Source organism: Tardiphaga sp. (genome assembly GCF_044340795.1).
Classification (GTDB): Bacteria; Pseudomonadota; Alphaproteobacteria; order Rhizobiales; family Xanthobacteraceae; genus Tardiphaga.
Genome location: NZ_JBIISY010000171.1, coordinates 1 through 13,197 on the forward strand (window position 1 = coordinate 1; position 13,197 = coordinate 13,197).

Annotated in this window: 20 protein-coding genes and 1 pseudogene; 7 read left to right on the forward strand and 14 right to left on the reverse strand. The window is 60.9% G+C overall.

The annotated features are described in order from the left end of the window. Nucleotides 1–238 precede the first annotated feature (238 nt). From ACIQ17_RS23100 to ACIQ17_RS23155, 12 genes are all read right to left on the reverse strand, one after another. Nucleotides 239–1,261, reverse strand: a complete 1,023-nt coding sequence (locus ACIQ17_RS23100; RefSeq protein WP_398471515.1) for a hypothetical protein — start codon at nt 1,259–1,261, stop codon at nt 239–241. A gap of 952 nt (nt 1,262–2,213) precedes the next feature. Beyond that, the gene (locus tag ACIQ17_RS23105; RefSeq protein ID WP_398471516.1) at nt 2,214–2,402 is read right to left on the reverse strand and encodes a hypothetical protein; all 189 of its coding nucleotides are present in this window, start codon (nt 2,400–2,402) and stop codon (nt 2,214–2,216) included. Next, nucleotides 2,399–2,536, reverse strand: a complete 138-nt coding sequence (locus ACIQ17_RS23110; RefSeq protein ID WP_398471517.1) for a hypothetical protein — start codon at nt 2,534–2,536, stop codon at nt 2,399–2,401. The genes ACIQ17_RS23105 and ACIQ17_RS23110 overlap by 4 nt, the downstream gene beginning before the upstream one ends. Beyond that, complete coding sequence (locus ACIQ17_RS23115; RefSeq protein WP_398471518.1) at nt 2,529–2,750, reverse strand: hypothetical protein; 222 nt, start codon at nt 2,748–2,750, stop codon at nt 2,529–2,531. Before ACIQ17_RS23115 ends, ACIQ17_RS23110 begins: the two co-directional genes overlap by 8 nt. Before the next feature lies 1 nt (nt 2,751). After that, on the reverse strand, nt 2,752–3,300 hold the full coding sequence (locus ACIQ17_RS23120) for a hypothetical protein (RefSeq protein ID WP_398471519.1): 549 nt from the start codon (nt 3,298–3,300) through the stop codon (nt 2,752–2,754). Continuing rightward, nucleotides 3,300–3,476 carry a hypothetical protein gene (locus ACIQ17_RS23125; RefSeq protein WP_398471521.1) on the reverse strand — a complete coding sequence of 59 codons (177 nt, stop codon included), beginning with the start codon at nt 3,474–3,476 and terminating at the stop codon, nt 3,300–3,302. Before ACIQ17_RS23125 ends, ACIQ17_RS23120 begins: the two co-directional genes overlap by 1 nt. 1 nt (nt 3,477) lies before the next feature. Then, on the reverse strand, nt 3,478–3,717 hold the full coding sequence (locus ACIQ17_RS23130) for a hypothetical protein (protein WP_398471522.1): 240 nt from the start codon (nt 3,715–3,717) through the stop codon (nt 3,478–3,480). After that, nucleotides 3,717–3,935 (reverse strand): hypothetical protein, encoded by a 219-nt coding sequence (locus ACIQ17_RS23135; RefSeq protein WP_398471523.1) that lies wholly within the window; start codon nt 3,933–3,935, stop codon nt 3,717–3,719. Before ACIQ17_RS23135 ends, ACIQ17_RS23130 begins: the two co-directional genes overlap by 1 nt. Nucleotide 3,936: 1 nt before the next feature. Further along, the gene (locus ACIQ17_RS23140; RefSeq protein ID WP_398471525.1) at nt 3,937–4,557 is read right to left on the reverse strand and encodes an Nmad5 family putative nucleotide modification protein; all 621 of its coding nucleotides are present in this window, start codon (nt 4,555–4,557) and stop codon (nt 3,937–3,939) included. A gap of 10 nt (nt 4,558–4,567) precedes the next feature. Then, nucleotides 4,568–5,389 carry a phage antirepressor KilAC domain-containing protein gene (locus tag ACIQ17_RS23145; RefSeq protein WP_398471527.1) on the reverse strand — a complete coding sequence of 274 codons (822 nt, stop codon included), beginning with the start codon at nt 5,387–5,389 and terminating at the stop codon, nt 4,568–4,570. Nucleotides 5,390–6,350: 961 nt separating this feature from the next. Further along, complete coding sequence (locus tag ACIQ17_RS23150; protein ID WP_398471528.1) at nt 6,351–7,400, reverse strand: hypothetical protein; 1,050 nt, start codon at nt 7,398–7,400, stop codon at nt 6,351–6,353. 64 nt (nt 7,401–7,464) lie between these two features. After that, a complete protein-coding gene (locus ACIQ17_RS23155) occupies nt 7,465–8,298 on the reverse strand; it encodes a hypothetical protein (RefSeq protein ID WP_398471529.1) in 834 nt (277 codons plus the stop codon). Nucleotides 8,299–8,629: 331 nt separating this feature from the next. On the opposite strand from ACIQ17_RS23155, the gene ACIQ17_RS23160 reads away from it, so the two are divergent. Further along, entirely contained in the window at nt 8,630–8,863 is a 234-nt protein-coding gene (locus tag ACIQ17_RS23160; protein ID WP_398471530.1) for a hypothetical protein, read from the forward strand. Here the strand turns inward: ACIQ17_RS23160 and ACIQ17_RS23165 are convergent, their stop codons facing one another. Beyond that, the gene (locus ACIQ17_RS23165) at nt 8,864–9,679 is read right to left on the reverse strand and encodes a helix-turn-helix transcriptional regulator (RefSeq protein ID WP_398471531.1); all 816 of its coding nucleotides are present in this window, start codon (nt 9,677–9,679) and stop codon (nt 8,864–8,866) included. On the opposite strand from ACIQ17_RS23165, the gene ACIQ17_RS23170 reads away from it, so the two are divergent. Continuing rightward, nucleotides 9,678–9,899, forward strand: a complete 222-nt coding sequence (locus ACIQ17_RS23170; protein WP_398471532.1) for a carph-isopro domain-containing protein — start codon at nt 9,678–9,680, stop codon at nt 9,897–9,899. The two genes, ACIQ17_RS23165 and ACIQ17_RS23170, sit on opposite strands and share 2 nt — an antisense overlap. A 66-nt stretch (nt 9,900–9,965) precedes the next feature. On the opposite strand, the gene ACIQ17_RS23175 is transcribed toward ACIQ17_RS23170, so the two are convergent. Beyond that, nucleotides 9,966–10,409, reverse strand: coding sequence for a hypothetical protein (locus tag ACIQ17_RS23175; RefSeq protein WP_398471534.1), 444 nt, complete (start codon nt 10,407–10,409; stop codon nt 9,966–9,968). 131 nt (nt 10,410–10,540) lie between these two features. Here ACIQ17_RS23175 and ACIQ17_RS23180 point away from each other — a divergent pair, with 131 nt between their 5' ends. The 5 genes and pseudogenes from ACIQ17_RS23180 to ACIQ17_RS23200 all read left to right on the forward strand — a co-directional run. Continuing rightward, nucleotides 10,541–10,906, forward strand: a complete 366-nt coding sequence (locus tag ACIQ17_RS23180; protein WP_398471535.1) for a hypothetical protein — start codon at nt 10,541–10,543, stop codon at nt 10,904–10,906. Nucleotides 10,907–11,329: 423 nt separating this feature from the next. Further along, nucleotides 11,330–12,391 (forward strand): annotated as a pseudogene (gene dnaA / locus ACIQ17_RS23185) (chromosomal replication initiator protein DnaA); the annotation flags it as partial. Then, entirely contained in the window at nt 12,391–12,744 is a 354-nt protein-coding gene (locus ACIQ17_RS23190; RefSeq protein WP_398471536.1) for a hypothetical protein, read from the forward strand. The pseudogene dnaA and the gene ACIQ17_RS23190, both read left to right, overlap by 1 nt. Further along, the gene (locus ACIQ17_RS23195; protein ID WP_398471537.1) at nt 12,741–12,893 is read left to right on the forward strand and encodes a hypothetical protein; all 153 of its coding nucleotides are present in this window, start codon (nt 12,741–12,743) and stop codon (nt 12,891–12,893) included. Before ACIQ17_RS23190 ends, ACIQ17_RS23195 begins: the two co-directional genes overlap by 4 nt. Beyond that, a partial coding sequence (locus tag ACIQ17_RS23200; RefSeq protein WP_398471539.1) for a LexA family protein occupies nt 12,893–13,197 on the forward strand: 305 nt, incomplete at its 3' end. The genes ACIQ17_RS23195 and ACIQ17_RS23200, both read left to right, overlap by 1 nt.

The window sequence follows — 13,197 nt, forward strand, 5'->3', positions numbered from 1 at the left end:
ACCGGCGACAATCGGCCTGCAGCGCTAGAAGCTGCGGCGTGTCGGCAACGATGTCGGGGAAATGGTGGGCGGCTACGGATTCGAACCGCAGACCCTCTCGGTGTAAACGAGCGAACTGGCATCATTTCCCCTGTAAAAACAGCGTTTTTCGATCGATTGATATCCAGAACGGTGCAGGAACGACACCAGAACGGAAGCGGATTTACTGTTGACGAGCTATTGACGAAAAGAGGTCGGGTCATTTGGCTTCGCCTCCCGCCCGAGCGCCCAGGTGAGCGATCTCACGCTTCGTCAACCGGGTCTTGGTGAGCAGAATCTGGCGGCTGCACTTCGCCTGGATCTGCTCCATCACATAGTCGGTGGCGAGCGCGACATCGCGCAGGTATTCGGGATCGAAGGCCTCATAGTTGTCAGTCGTGCGCGAGCCTTCCTTGACGACATGGCCCATCCAGATCGAGCGCTGTTCGCGCGAGACGTGCCGGCAGAGGCCGCGGACACGGGTGCTCATGAAGTGGCGGAACGAGCCTGGGTTCAGCTTGAAGCCCAGCGACTTGGAGAGCGTCCGGAAAGCCTTCTTGACGCTCGCCACGCGCTCGCCCTGGAAGACGAGCAACGGCTCGTCTGTCCCCCATTGGTCAAGCCAGGCTGCCAGGCAGCGCGTCTCCGGGATGTCCGGCCGGCGCTTGTTCGTTTCGACCCGGTCGGGCGGGTTCAGATAGATCAGCCCGCCGACGCGCTGCGTCTTCGGGTCGAAGTCCGAGATGGCCTCCGGCCGCGCCCAGGTGTTCAGCCCGATGATCGCAAAGCGGAACAGGTGCTCTAGCTTCATTGCGTCCAGAGCTTTGGCGATGTCCTCGATCAACAGCGTCGTGTGGCGCGGCTTGGACGGCGCGATCTTCAATTCCTTCGCCAGCCGCGCGCGCTTGTAGACGAACTTCGGGGCGTGCGTCATCAGCGCGGTCTCGACCGTCTGGCCGAACGGGTCGGTGCGCAGCTTCACCTCGGTCATCTCACGGAAGGCAGCACACACGACGTCCAGCCGGCGCTCGATCGACGCCGGTGAATGACCGAACGAGTCCCGCAGCCACTTCGCGAACTCGAGCTGGCGCGACGGCGTCCAGAATGAAACCGGCGCCATCGGGTTCTTCGCCTTGTCGGCGAGATACTGCTTCGCGAGGGTGACAGCGCGGGTCGCGTCAGATTCCGACCGGATCGTCGTCGCGTGGCCGTCGAGATAGTTGTTGAGCGCAGCCTCGGCCATCACCTCGTGGGGACCAGGGATAGCGCCGCTGGCTGCCGCGGGGGCGGAGAGGACGAGCGCCGCGAGCCGGACCTTGGCGTCTTCCCAGTCCGTTGTCTTAAGAGTTCGACGGCGGACGCAGCCAGCTCCGGCGTCATACCGGCAGGCATAGACAACACCGCCGCGTGTGGGGTAGGGGCGATCGAGGTAGAGCCCGTTGAGCTCGAATGGCTCATCGGCTGAACTCTCTGGGGCGACGGGACCAGCGGCTGGGGCCGATCTTCGGGCGCTTCGCATAGCTCGCCTTTTCTGAGATAGGTTTGATCGATGTAAGACTGGACCTGCTCGGCAGTGTAGCAGGGGCCGGAGCGGAAGGCGTAAAACTCGATTGTCTTGAGTTTTCTCGCCTTTTTCAGCTCCTTGGCAGTGAGCATTGGCCAACGCGCGAGCACGGACGGCTCGTCTAGGTAGTCGACTGGGTCAATGGATCTCATGGGTCTGGCCATGCCTACTCCTTCACTGCGCGGCGGCCGGGCGAGCGAATGATCTGCTCGGCCAATTGGTCTTGCGGGTGATAATCTTCGCGCGCTTCTCCCGCGGCTTGCGCGCCTTCACCGGCCGAAGCCTGAGAGCAGGGCGGCCAGCCTTGGCGCGGGCCGCGCCGCCGGACCGGTCCCACAGATCCATAGCGATCGCGAACGGGTTGAGCCCCCGGTCAATCCAGAACTGCTCTCGCCGACTTTGTGCTGAGCGATAGGCCCGCTCAGGTGGTGATAGTTGCAAAGCGGCGTGGTCCACATGTCGTGCGGCTTCTGCTGCATGCCGGTCGATTCCTTGCCGATCGCCGGGCAGGCCATACGCAGGTGCGCGGCCTCGACGTTACGGCGAGACCCGCAGACACAGCACGGCTGCGTGCGCACGAAAGCCAGGTGCTTGGCGTCTTCCTGCCTGGGATCGCGTTGACGTAGCTTTCTCATTTCGCTTCGAGCCCCCATTCCACCAGGAGCCGGACCTGCTCGGCGAAGCTGGTGTTCTCTTTCACGGCGCGGTCGCGGATGACCTGGAATGTCTCCTGGTCGAAACCGCAGACGACGCGGCGCATGCTGTGCATGGTGCCGTCGCCGCGGGAGTGCGATCCGATTGCTGGGGCGAAGACTTTCACAGCACGTCTCCGACCTGGTTTTCGGTCTCGTCGCGCTTGTAATCCTTCTGCTCCCAGCAGCGAAGGCCGTAGCCGATCGCGATGAGAATGAAGGCGGCAACGGAAGCGACCGCGATGTGCCACTGCTCAAGCATGCTCCGGCTCCGCCATTTCTGCCGCAACAGCAGCGAGGATCGCGTCATCCCGGCGCTTCATATGCTGGATGTGAGAGTCAGCCATCCGCATTGCGGTCTCGCGATCGAAGGCGCGATAGACCGACCTGAAATAGGCGTTCCAGGCGTCATCATAGCCGTCGGCGGCGCGCCGCGATGCATCAGCGTGAAGGGCGAGCGAGATTACGTTGCTCATGTTACCAGGTGCTCCCGCCGTAAGATTTGCGTGTGAAGCTCTTCACAGGTGCCAGCTTTTCGCTCTGCCAGCGGACGTGCTCATTGATCGCGGCTCGTTCGCCTTCCTCGGTGCGGCGGAAGGCTTCGTAATCGGGATGGTTCGCAGCCGGGCCAGGCGGGACGGGCGGCAGCGACGAACGAAGCTCAGGCGAAAGCAGCTTGCGGTTCTTGCGGAGCCACTTCGGCATTGTGATCGCTGCCCACTTGCCGCCCGGAGGGTGGTAGACATCAACGCCGGCTCGGAATGGAAGAAAGACGATCTTCGATTCATTGCCGTCGGTCGAAACTTCCACGCCACCGCGATTCCGATTGTGCAGCACCATCGGCATGCAGATCAGTTCATCGCCGCGCTTTGATCGCTCGCGCTTCGATCCGCGGCGCTTGGTCTGACGCGCCAAAGCGGCTTTTTCCTCCGCAAGGTGTTCAGCGAAGCCGTCGTCCAGGCGCTTGTGAAACGCTGCGCGCTCGGCGTCGTTCATGTCATAGAGAGCGCGCAGGTTCAGGCCCATCAGATCCTCCCGCTGAGAATGCCGGCCCAGCCGCAAGCGATGCCGATGAACAGGCTAATGACGACGAACGAAAGCAGTGTCGACGCCTCGCGCTGTTCTTCGCGCTCGTCCTCTTCTTGGTCCGGATAGACCGGAGTTTCGAACTCGGGGACGAGGAAACGCTTGGTCTTGCTCACGTCAGACGCTCCCGTTCGTTTCGGCCAGCTGCTGCCGGCACTGCTCTCGGAATTGCTTGGCCGCAGCCACGGCCTCGGGTTTGGTGGCGAACTTCTCGTCACCGACGACCTCATCTGCGACGCAGGGGCGCCAGCAAACGCTGCGGAAATCGTCGGTCTTACGCATGACCGCGTGGCACCGGCCGCGCGCGAGGCGCTCCAGGAGCTGCTGGCGTTCGTCGCTGTAGCGGGGCTCGGCCATCACGCAGCCTCAGCAATCTCGCGCAGCGCTTCGATCTTGTTGCGCGCGCGGTTGATGCGGCTTTTGACAGTGCCGAGCGGTATATTGAAAAACGCGGAGAGTTGGGCGTAGCTGCCGCCAATGTCGGTTTCGGCCGCGATGAGCAGCGCTTGTGACGATGGCGCCAATTTGCTGACGTGCGCGTTGTCGTCGTCTGTGAGCTTGAAGGGGCGCTTCATGTTATGCAGCCTTCTTGACTGGCAGCTTGAGCGCTTCGTTCAGCGCGGCGACCGGCAGCGCGACCGCCTTGCGTTCTTCCGGGATGATGGCGGCAACGAACGGCGCGACCTCCGGCCAGGCTTTGACCAGCGCGGCCGCTGTGGTGACCGAATTCAGGGCCTGTTCGACCTGTTTTTCGCAGACACGCACGCGACTTTCGAGATCGGAAACCGCGTCGCGCAGCTTGTCGTGACGGATGGCGAGCTTGTGACTGGCCTCGTAGACCTTCCAGCAGCTGTGCTGATGTTTGACCAGCACACGTCGGGCCATGTCATTGAGCGACTTCTGTCCTTCCGGCTTTAGCTTGTTCAGCATGCCGGAAAATCGGCCGGTAAACTCGATCTGATGATAGCCGCGCCCGGTTTCGCCGAACTGGGCGGAGACGCTCACGCTTTTTGGGAGCCAGCCGTCAGGCAACGCGTCGATCTTCTCGCGATCGGCTTTGCGGTACACGTCATTGTAAATGTCGTCGGCAAACGCCGCGCGCTGCTGCATCAGCGCGCCGACCTCGGCCGAGAAGCGATGGCGCAGCACGGCGATGGAAATCTGCTCGCGGATATCGTTGGTGAGGCGCAATGACATTCTGATCCCCTCAATGAGCCGTAGCCGCTGCGGGGAGCGCAGGGACGGAGGTTGACGCGTTGACGATCTGCTTCTCGGCGAGCTTCTTGCGGAGGAAGATCAGGCCCTTGCCGGTGACGAGCGTTGTCGTGTCGGTGTGCGCCTGGTCTTCGCGGTCGCGCCAGACGCGCTCGACCACGCTGAAGTGGCCGAGATCGAGATAGGTCTGATACGGCCGGTTGTTCTGCTGCAGGATCTTGTGGTTGCGCAGGAACTTGAACAGATTGTTGCGGCCGATGCCGAGCACCTTGGCTGCGGCTTCCATGGTCTGGCTGTTGACGGCCTCGGCCACGGCGTCGTGGAAGTCGGCCTTCGGCGCCATGGTGACGATCTCGGCCTGCTGGCGCTCCACCGTCTCAACTGTGGCTGCGAGCTCGCGCAGCGCTTCGGCGTAGGACTTGGGGAGGGCAGGCGCGGTCGGCGGCGCAACGCTATAGGCGCCGGTCTTTCGGATGCTTGGGAGCACGTCGTGGGTCACGAACCGCTGAAACCGGGCGATCCGCGCCGTCAGCGTCTCGTTGTGCGCCTTGTTGGCACGGCGCTGCATGATGGCGTGATAGACGCCGGGCTCGGAAATGATGCTGACGCTCTGGCGTCCGCCGGGGGTGTCCGTGATGTGGACACCCTTTTCGTCCTCTTCGAGGATGCGCATCAGGTGTGGCACATGCTCGTAGCCGAGTTCACGTGCGATGTCGGATGCGAAGAACCAAGTCTCGCCGTCGAAATCGATCAGGCAGACATTCCGGCCTTCAAACTGAAACGCGGTGTCGCTTGAAACTGGCAGGGTCGCCATGTCGCTCTCCCGATCTGATGGGAGAGAGAAGCCTCAATCCCGATCTGGAAAATAATTCCAGTGCCGGAATATGTCAACTGGATAGTGGAAAATAATTCCAGATAGGCTATCCTCCCTCAGCCGCATGGGCGGCGGGGAGGAGTGCTCCGTGCAGCCGGTGTATATCGTGCATGGTTTCGAGGCGAACGGCCTGGGCATGGTTAAGCGCCTGCGGCGCCAAGAGCCGCCGTCCAAGGCAATCGCCTTGCGGCGCGCTGAGGGCTGGCTGAGGCTGCGGCGCGGTCGTCGTGGAGCGCTCGCCAGACTCCGGTGCCGACGAATTTAAGCCACGGAATGTCATGGCTCACTTTGGAGATGTGGCAAGGGATTTGATCTGAGCGGTGATCCGACTAAGCGCCGGGCAGGGGCTTGGTTTCCTGCTCAATCTCAGTATGAACGAACCAGCATTTCGGGCACTCAAACACGTCCGCTCGCCAACCATCCTTGATGGGCTTTGAATACATAACGTTCATCGCGGCATTACAATGAGGGCAAGACGGTGAGGTTTGGAACGGCATGGTTTCCTGATACCGCAGCGATTTCGCTTTATCAAGTTCGGTGAGTGAACGTTAACCTCCCTCGGTTACCTTTCCTGCGTGCTCGCCGAATTCGGATGAGTATTGGCGCTGCATCGAAAAGCCGCCCTGCTTTGGCGAGACAGGGCGGCTTTTTGCGATCTGGCGGATCATCGGAGTTGTCCGAACGGAACGTTTCGCCGCGCTGCACGTCACATGTATGCTGCTTTGCAGCAATGCTCTGAGGAGCATTTTTCCTCCCAAGACTTGGGCCGCGCGTCGACCGATAGCGCGGCCCCTTTTCGCCTTGCCGCGCGCGCGTGCCTCACACAGCAAAAAGCCCGCCGGTGAGGGCGGGCTTTCTTCATTCGGCTATTGCTTCGGCCAGTCGGTGGCGGCGGATCTGATCAGGCCGCTGGTTGGTCTCGAAGTTCCTCGTCAACGATCGGCGGAACACTTCCTGGTAGGTCCGAGGTTCCTGCTCCATTGCTGCGGCCGGAACGCCGACGCCGACTAAGGGCTTCCGAGGCCGCGCCTTTTGCGCTTTTCGGTTTCGGGACGTTTTTTGCTGGCTTTTCAATGGCATCGTTCAAGAATTCCAAGATTGGGGGTTGGCTCCGAGAGCTACTCCGAGGCACGACCGCATCTCTGCTGAGTAATGCCACAAATTCTGCAATCGTTCCAGTCGGAGGCGAAACACGCTTAAAGAGGTTTGAAGCCTCTTTTCGGTCGATAACAAACCGATGAGAGGGGTAACCGCGTAAAAGCATATGGAGACCCGATGGCGATCGGGTGTCTTGAAGATTCCGGGGCCTGATATTGAGGCGGGTGGCATATTCTTCCGCAACCAGGTTCGAACGGTAGTCCTCACCCACTGCTAGTGGGTCTATCTTCGCGAAAATGTCGGACATCACGCCTGTGACCATTTGAGCAGCGATGTCGGCGGCCGTTCTGAATGTGATGCGCCCTTCGGTCTCGTCCTTGATGTCAGTCAAGTGCCGTATAAACAGCTTAAACGATTCTTGCTGCAGTTTCTCGAACGCGGCTTCAACGGCTAGGCCCGAGCTTCTTTCTCCAAGTTCATCCGCTTTTGCGATCTGAACATCCAGAGGTCCAAGCTCGCCAGCGTCGGCGATAATCAGCTCGTTGGCAGCTGCGCAGATCAAGGTGCCAGCGCTTTTGCACCATCCGCAGACAACGATGGTGAGCGTCTCGTAATTGTCCTGCAGATAGCGGCCAATGCGATATGCGGCATCTGCGTCACCGCCTTCAGTGGTAAGTAGGAGGACGGCGTTCTTCCGTTTAGTCTCCCGCTTCCGCAAGAACTCCAAGAAAAACATGTCAAACCCCGGCTCGATGCCGAAGTTGAAAATGATTACGTCAGCGTCTTTATCGGCGGCTAGCTTCTCGGCCGCTGTTTCAATTTTCTCTTTCCGAGTCAGTTCGTGATCAGACAATGCTTCCCCCAAGGTAACTCAACTCAACTATCCAACCGCAACTAGAAGGGGAGGGCAAGAGCAGTCAGGTCGCTTTCGCACGGCGGCGGCGCGCAGTGGCCAAAACTCTGCTGAGAAACTTGATCTCCTCAGGACTTTCCACGCCATCAACGCGGCCCATCGCGATTCCGGCCCTGAACATCGCCTCAAGCGCGGCGTCGTCGGTTGCCATATTCCTGACGCTGGTCATCACGGCCTGATCAGATGGCGCCAGGCCGGTGGCGGCTTCAACTATCCTGTTTATGTCGCCAGCCCTTACGTCCAGTCCCAAGTCGCGCGCTCTTGCCTCCACATAGCCCCGCATGACCGCCATTTCGCCGGGGTTTTCCGGCCGGCCAGACATCGCTGCCATTCGGGCCAGTATCTTGAGTCCAGGGAGTGAGCGCCGCCGCAACTCATCAGCCGCCGCTTCCGCTTTAATCTCGCGAGCCTCGCTCTCAGACATTTCGACATGGACGATGATGTCGACATCAACGAAGCCGTCGAACCCAAGATACGCGCTGTAAAGCTCTAGGAAAATCGCGGGCTCCGGCGCTTTCCCAAGGATACATTCGTGCGACGCCCATTGCGGCAGATAGCCCAAATGCTTCCGGTTCGTGCTCAACGGCAACGATCCGAGACGCCACCAACCGTCAACGGCCGTCGCAGTGCCATTGGCGCTGTGCGGGTTATTCGGCTCGCGGCGAGCTTCGACACCGAACCTGCCGATCCCTGCGTGAGCCGCCCCTTCGATGAACACCGCAACTTCGTCCCTGCGGTACCGTAGCCCAGCTACTTCGATCGACATGCCCTCATTGATCTTTCGCCAATGTTTCTCTGCGGGCGGCGGTGCGCGGTCACCCCGGATTTTGATCGTCATTATTCGACGATGTCCAGCGCTGTGAAAACCATCCCATACTCCCCCGAGTGGAAGCCAGATGATCGTCCGCAGCGGTGGCCAGAGCAACCTAGCGAAAAGAATCGTTCAGGTCGCGCGAATCAGACTCGACAACCCTCGGCGCCTCCGCTTTTATAGAACGAAAGAAGAACATTAGGGTGGCGTATGATTGTCTCGGTTTCGATTTCCTGTCGCGATTGCGGTCGTTTTGGCCGTCTTCAACTGCCTGCCGATACAAATTGGCGTCGCCTCTACTGTCCAGAATGCCGCCAGCAAGGCGGTGAGGCTCGTGAATTAACAGTGGAGTGTAGCGATGTCAGAGACCCAACATTTCGTGCAAAAATTCCGCAAGAAGGGGCGCATGCTAATCGGCGCGCAGCCTGAGCTTTGTAAAACGCCAGAGCAGGCGAAGGTGCGCGGCGAGAAGGCCGCCGAGCATTCGGTTGGCGTGGTGGTGTTTTCAGTAACCGGCGAGCCCGAGTTCGGCGAGTTCGAGTCGCCTGTTGTGGTAGCGAAGTATGGTGAAACGCCGGCTGAGTTCGGCTAATCAGCCGACCCATTCCTTCGTGGGTATCACCCGGAACAGGTTTTTGATTTCCTTCATGGAGAAGTCGATCTCCTTGTCCGGGTTGTACTGTCGCACCGTGAGATATGAGCCGCGACGGCGTACAAGGCGCTTTACGAAGGTGGCATGATCTCCGCCTTCGGACGTCTTGTGCAGCTCAATGACGACATCGTCACCGATCGCCGGGGCGGCCTTTGTCAAGAACACGAGGTCATTTTCTTCGTACCGCGGCCACATCGACTCTCCTTGGACGTAGACGGAGAACAGATCCTTGACGTGAGAAAGACCGGCCGGGCGCACGACATAGTTCACCACTTCGCCATTGAGCCAGAAATCAGGATCTCGATCGTCGCCGTCGTCGGTGTCGCCGCCGACAGTTATGCCTAGCACTGGCACGTCGCGGGGGCCGCGGCGCATTTCTGAGACATCGGGCCCGAGGATCGCTTCTTTCACAACAGAAGCGGCAGAATCCGTCCGCGCGCCGAAACGAAGGTACTCCTCGGTCTCGCCTAAAGCGGCGGCGATCTTCGCCATCATATTGCCGCGCGGGCTCGGGACTGGCTTGCCGCCTTCGGACGATGGTTTGGCGTATTTGTACAGTCGCTCGGTGAGCGATGGTATCTCGTCAGGGGTACCTATCGATCGAGCAAGGTCAGGGACCGACCAGCCCTTGTCATTGAGAAGCTTGATTAAACGGTCGTTCCATTGCATCGGCGCACAATAGGAACTGGAATTATTTTCGGTATGGAATTCGTAGGTCTTGTTTCTGGAATTTAATTCCAGTATATCCAGATGCATGCGAACTGTTTCCACGATCATAAAAGACGCTGGCGGACCGCTTGCAATAGCGACCGCGTCGGCCGGCACCGTGTCGGTCGAGGCTGTTTACAAATGGCCTAAGATCGGCATTCCCGATCGCCACTGGCCTACGGTCATGCCATTGGCCGCCGCGACTGCAGCCGAGATGCTTGCAGCGAATGTCGCCGCTCGTTCGCCCGAACAAGCGGGTGCCGCATGAGCGCTGCCATCGTCGCTCTCAAAATCTTCGCGATGTGGACACTCGTTTCCATCGCCTTATCGCTCGTCATCGGCCCGCTCCTGAAGCGGAGGCTTGGATGACAGAGATCGACATCCAAGTTTCAGATCGCACTTCGGTGCCCCCCAAGGCCGACGTGCGCGTGGCGACTGCTGTTCCCCCAATGGCGGTCGCCACAACTAATACCCCAGAGGCGTCTGGTACTGCTCGCAAGGCACCCAGCGATCGGTTGTTGGGCCGATCCTCGCGGAACGATAGTTCGCGCCTCGCTTCCAATTCAGTCGTCGAGCATTCGAGCTCGGCGCGCCAGCCCTCCTTGGGCATTTCCTCCCGTGACTTGCCGGCGGCGTCATTTGGCGTCGCCGGTCTTTCTGCGCGGGTCAGCATCAAGAACGTCACGACGTTCGCTGTCGCTGCTGCGAGCGAGATCATCTCGAATTCCGTTTCCACCACGTCCATCCCAACCACCTGAAATCTGAAGGAGAAGTTCATGCTGAATTTGTGCGCCGTAACCCTTGGGAGGGCACTCCCAATCGAAAAGGGGGCTCCCAAGCGAATTGGGAGGGCCTTGGGAGGCTTCTCCCAATCTTTTCGAACCCTCCCAATTCGCATGGGAGGTGCTCGTGACTGACGCAACGGCGATGCTGAAAGATCTCTCGCAGCCGTGGCGGCCGGGTGAGCTCGTGAAGGATGCGATCACTCGCGTCGCGCCACTCGCCGGCCTCACTTTCACGCGCGCGTTCGACATTTGGTACGGCAAAGCCCGTCGGGTCGAGGCGAGCGAAATTGCGCAGATCGCTGATGCCATCAGCAAGAAGAACAAAGGAGCTGTGTGGCGTGAAATCACCGATCTTAAAACCCGTCTCGCCCGCCTTGAGTCGATCGTTGCTGGATCTGATCAGGAGTATGGCCAGCCGACCGTTCCTGCTGCTCGGCCATCTCTTCGTGTGGCTGGCGGAAGTCATCGCGCCGCCGGCGGACGGGGGTGACGCCAATGTCTCCGACGGTGACCCGAAGCGAACTTAACAACGCTGACGACATCATCGCGGAGCCGCGCCTGGTGCCGGTCCGACGTCGCCGAGAGGATGGCGTCGGGTCGCCGATGGCAGCCTGCGAAGGCAAAACCGGTTTTGAGGCTCGATCGATGGCCGAGATCGCGGCCCGTCGCCTTCAAGGCCTGAGCACATATCGCTGCCCGCACTGCCGTCTCTGGCACGTCGGCAATCGGAACAAGGGGTGAGGGGATGAGTACGCTCGTTTCACCAACGCTGGCCAAGTCTCATGCAGATCACAAGGCGTTCCACGCGCGGATTGCTGCGAAGGCTGCCGAGCGAATGGCGCCGCGGGTGGAGGTTCCAGTTTCGACCGATGAGGCCATTGCTGCGCCCCCGAAGGCAGAGATCGTCTCATCTCATCACGCCCTCGGCGGCTCGCCGCTTGATCCGCGGCACACATTCGAGACCTTCGTCGCCGGCCGCAGCAACGCTTTGGCGCATGCGGCCGCACTGCAAGTTGCGGAAGGCCGCCGCGGTGATGCCGTGATGTTTAACCCGCTTTACATCCATGCCGGCGTCGGCCTCGGCAAGACGCACTTGCTGCAGGCGGTGACCTGGGCCGGCAATGCAAACGACGACCGCAAGGTGCTGTACCTCACCGCCGAGAAGTTCATGTTCGGTTTCGTCGCCGCGTTGAAGGCCCGGGCATCCCTATCGTTCAAAGAGGATTTGCGCGGCGTCGACGTGCTGATCCTCGACGATCTGCAGTTCTTGGTCGGAAAACAGCACCTCGAGCTGGTCGGCACCGCCATCAACACCGTGATCGATGCGGGCCGGCAGGTCATCTTGGCCGCCGATCGCCCGGCCTCCGAGCTCGAGGGCTTGGATGAGCGCACATCGTCGCGGCTGGCAGCTGGCCTCGTCGTACAGATCGGCAATCCCGACCTCGAACAGCGCCGACTGATCCTGCTGGAGCGAGTCGCCGCTGCCCGCGCGCACCATCCGTCATTCGAAATTGCCGAGCCAGTCGTCCAGTACCTGGCGGAAACGCTGACCAGCAACGGCCGTGACCTTGAGGCCGTGGTCAACCGGCTGCTCGCGCACAGCAAGCTGAATGGCTCCGCGGTAACCATTGAGCTCGCCGAGCGCGAGGCTCGCGACCTGATCCGGCCGACCGAGCAACGGCGGATTCGGATCGAGGACATCCAGCGGGCAATAGCGCGGCACTTCAATGTGCCTCGCGGGGATCTGCTGTCCGCTCGGCGGACCGCAAACGTCGTCCGTCCGCGCCAGCTCGCAATGTATCTCGCGAAGACTCTCACGCTGCGCTCACTGCCGGAGATCGGCCGGCGCTTCGGAGGGCGGGATCACACGACTGTACTCCATGCTGTTCGGAAGATGGAGGCGCTGATCTCGAAGGATGTGGCACTGCGCGAGGACGCCGAGCATCTCAAAAAGCAACTTCAGGAGGGGATCTGATGTCGAACGGCAGCTCTACTACATGGCCATTTGAGACACGGTTTAGCGAGCTGCGCGACTTCAGCACGCAGCAGCCGAACCAGTGCCGGTATCCCGACCCGAAGGATGACGTCGGTCCAAACTTCATGTGCTGCGGCGCCGAGACTTTGCCGGGTGCCAGCTATTGCGGGCGCTGTGCCGAGATTTGTCGGCCGGCCCGCTCGGCGCCGATCACCGTCGAGCGCCGTGAGCAACTGCGCGATGCAGGCCGCGCCGCCGGCTATGCGAGCATCCGAAGCCGTGGCCGTGTCATGGGCCGAGCCGTGGCGATCGCGACGTCTCCCATCCTCGATTCTGAGGCTCGCGTCGGATGAGCAAGCACATCAAATCCGATCACGGTCGGCCGGTTGAAACCGCGAAGGATGCGAACTGGAAGCGCCGGCAGCGCCGCAAGCGGCTGAAGGCGCGTCGCGATCGCATGGCGAATTGGGCTGACCGCGTGCCAGAGCGGGAGCGTGCCTGATGTCAGCTCTCACTCCGCGCCAGCGCCAGTGCCTGGACATCATCGAGAATGGCATCTCCCGCAACGGAGTGTCGCCCGACTATCAGCAGATCGCGGACGCGATGGGCCTATTGTCCAAGAGCGGCGTGCACCGCATTGTCGGCCATCTGGAGGCCCGCGGCGCCATTCGCCGGGTGCCTGGCCGAGCGCGCGCCATTGCTCTGGTCGACCCATCACAGGAATCCGATGCCCTGGCGTTCCTCGACGCCGACACCCTGCAGTCTGTTCGGAAGTATGCCCGCCGGCATGACCTCAGCCCAGAGGC